Origin of the sequence: Shewanella profunda, assembly GCF_023283765.1 — a bacterium.
In the GTDB taxonomy this organism is placed as follows: domain Bacteria; phylum Pseudomonadota; class Gammaproteobacteria; order Enterobacterales; family Shewanellaceae; genus Shewanella; species Shewanella profunda.
In genome coordinates this window covers 1-2,370 of record NZ_JAKILG010000094.1, presented here as the reverse complement: position 1 = coordinate 2,370, position 2,370 = coordinate 1, and the positions used below count along the sequence as shown (strand labels likewise).

The following is a 2,370-nucleotide window of genomic DNA, read 5'->3' as shown; positions in this document are numbered from 1 at the left end:
GTAAGCGTCCGGGCAACTACACCTATCTTTTAAAATTCCATGGTAACAGGCTGTCTATATCCGGTGCTGGTTGGCACAGTTCATTAAGGCAAGCCATGATGTAATCAAATGGCACTAAGCCATTAACCTTTGCGGTTTCCACAATGCTGTAAAGCGTGGCACTGGCATGAGCCCCATTAGCTGTCTGACTGAATAACCAATTTTTTCGACCAATCACAAACGGTTTTACCGCTCGCTCTGCACGATTATTATCAATACTCAATCTGCCATCATCAACATAACGAATAAGTTTGTGCCATTGATTAGCCAGGTAATTAGCCGCCTCTATCAGTTTGGTATTACCCACTAAATTCGGTTGGTTTTGCTCAAGCCATGCTTTTAGCTTGTCCAGTATAGACACACTGACTGCTTGTCTTGTCGTGTATTTATCATCCGCACTTTTATCTTTAACGCGTGACTCAACGCCGTACAGTTTTTGGATAAGGCTCAATACCACATCCGCTTTGCCGGTTTTATTTTTACCTTGCAGCTTTTTGGCTTCAATAAATTTACGACGCGCATGCGCCCAGCAGCCAGTTAAGGTTGCCTGTGTTTTTTCATAAGCTTGATAACCATCTACGTGCAAGTACCCTTGATATCCATCAAGATAATTAACCACGCACGCGGCCGCGCGACTATTGTGAAAATCGTAAAGCACGATATTAGGGATAGGATTATTCGGGTCTGGTGAATCTCGACCTGAGCAATACACCCACATGTAGCTGTTCACTTTATCGGATTTCACCACCTTTAATGGCGTTTCATCGGCAAACAGCGTGGGCTGCTTTAACAGCTCGGCTTTAAGTCGCTCAACTAGTGGCGCGAAGAGTGCGGCGGATTTGTCTATCCAGCTGCTCATGGTCTGGCGACTGAGCTCAATACCGTATTGCTTGAACATCGCTTCCTGGCGATAAAGCGGTAACCCGTATTGGTATTTACTGGTGATAAGCTGACTGAGCAAACTGCTCGTCGCGATACCTTTATTAATCGGCATTGCAGGCATTGGTGCTTGTTTTATTGGCGTATTCGTCGAGGATTTATCACAGTGACGGCACGCGTATTTAGGCCGAATGTGCTCAATGACTTTTATTTGCGCTGGGATAAACTCAAGCTTTTCTGACTTATCTTCACCCATTTTATGTAGCTCACCGCCACAGCAATCACAGGTTTTATCTTCAATGTCGTGGATAACTTGCTCACGGGGTAAGTCTTTTGGCAGTGGCTTACGCACCGGTTTTTTGCGGGTATAGCTAATGGATTGTTGCTCAGCCTCAACGGCTTCAACAATCTCTTCTACTTCATTGAATAACTCGCCTTGCCCTACAAAGCCTTCAGCACTTTTGCCAAATTGTTTTTGTTGGGCCAGGCGCCAGCGTTCTTCTAGCGCAGCTATTTGCGCATCTTTTTGTAAAGATAATTGCCGCTCATTTTCGAGCAGTTTTTCCAGTTCAGCAATGCGCTGTTGAAGGGCAAGTACATTTTTCATGACGCCTATTTTAAGGCGTCACCAGCGGGTTTCCAGTGCTAAATGAACATCCTTTGATGATCATCAATCGATCGCAAATATTAAAGTAATTGCTTACCTGCTATATCAATTTTACTGTGGCCAATGACATCATAACCCGACAATAACCAGTGTAATTGTTGCTCGGTTAATGTCATGGTGGGTGACATGAGTTTGGGCCATTTGAACTTATGCTTATCTAATCGCTTATACCACAGCGCAAAGCCGGTATTATCCCAATAAAGCAATTTGAGTTTGTCACGGCCTTTATTACAAAAGACAAATAGCGCACCACTGAGCACTGGGAGTTCAAGCTCTGCTTCCACTAAGGCGGCTAACCCATTAATCGATTTTCGAAAATCGACCACATCGGCACATACATAAACGGTGGGCACATCAACAAACATCTTCATGCCATTAGCCCTTTAATAATGGCAACGATATCGGTCGTTGCTAAATCTGCAGGTAGGGTGAGTTGGCCGGTGCGGGTATCAAACTGCAGTGTATTTTGATGAGTGTGCTCGCAGACGTCAGTGGTGGTTTGTTTTAGTTGAATAAAGCGTGATGATGTAGCGCGCGTTGGTAAGGTTATTTTTTGCTGGTTCTCAGCCTGTAAAGCACGTTGTTTATAATAAGTGGTAATCGAGACATTATGATGTTGGCAGAATTCAACATTAGTGCCACTAAACGAGCCGCGTTGTTGAAGTAGCATCTGCCACTGAGTAGTTGTTCTGTATGTTTTCATCACCTGCTCCAAATTTATCATTGAGCAGGTATTTTCAAATAGGCAGATTAATGATGCGAGGTGTGGTTCGCTAGACGGTTAC

Annotated in this window: 3 protein-coding genes; all 3 read right to left on the bottom strand. The window is 44.2% G+C overall.

Annotated features, from left to right (window positions below; translation table 11 throughout):
- Nucleotides 1–22: 22 nt before the first annotated feature.
- Entirely contained in the window at nt 23–1,525 is a 1,503-nt protein-coding gene (locus L2744_RS21290) for an IS66-like element ISShes9 family transposase (RefSeq protein ID WP_011790088.1), read from the bottom strand.
- An 80-nt stretch (nt 1,526–1,605) separates the two neighbouring features.
- On the bottom strand, nt 1,606–1,956 hold the full coding sequence (gene tnpB / locus L2744_RS21285) for an IS66 family insertion sequence element accessory protein TnpB (RefSeq protein ID WP_011790089.1): 351 nt from the start codon (nt 1,954–1,956) through the stop codon (nt 1,606–1,608).
- Nucleotides 1,953–2,288, bottom strand: coding sequence for a hypothetical protein (locus L2744_RS21280; RefSeq protein ID WP_014611559.1), 336 nt, complete (start codon nt 2,286–2,288; stop codon nt 1,953–1,955). Before L2744_RS21280 ends, tnpB begins: the two co-directional genes overlap by 4 nt.
- Between the last annotated feature and the right edge of the window lie 82 nt (nt 2,289–2,370).

Bases quoted from the DNA above. Each gene is read 5' to 3' on its own strand.
- L2744_RS21290 (WP_011790088.1), bottom strand. From the start codon at position 1,525: ATGAAAAATGTACTTGCCCTTCAACAGCGCATTGCTGAACTGGAAAAA.
- tnpB (WP_011790089.1), bottom strand. From the start codon at position 1,956: ATGAAGATGTTTGTTGATGTGCCCACCGTTTATGTATGTGCCGATGTG.
- L2744_RS21280 (WP_014611559.1), bottom strand. From the start codon at position 2,288: ATGAAAACATACAGAACAACTACTCAGTGGCAGATGCTACTTCAACAA.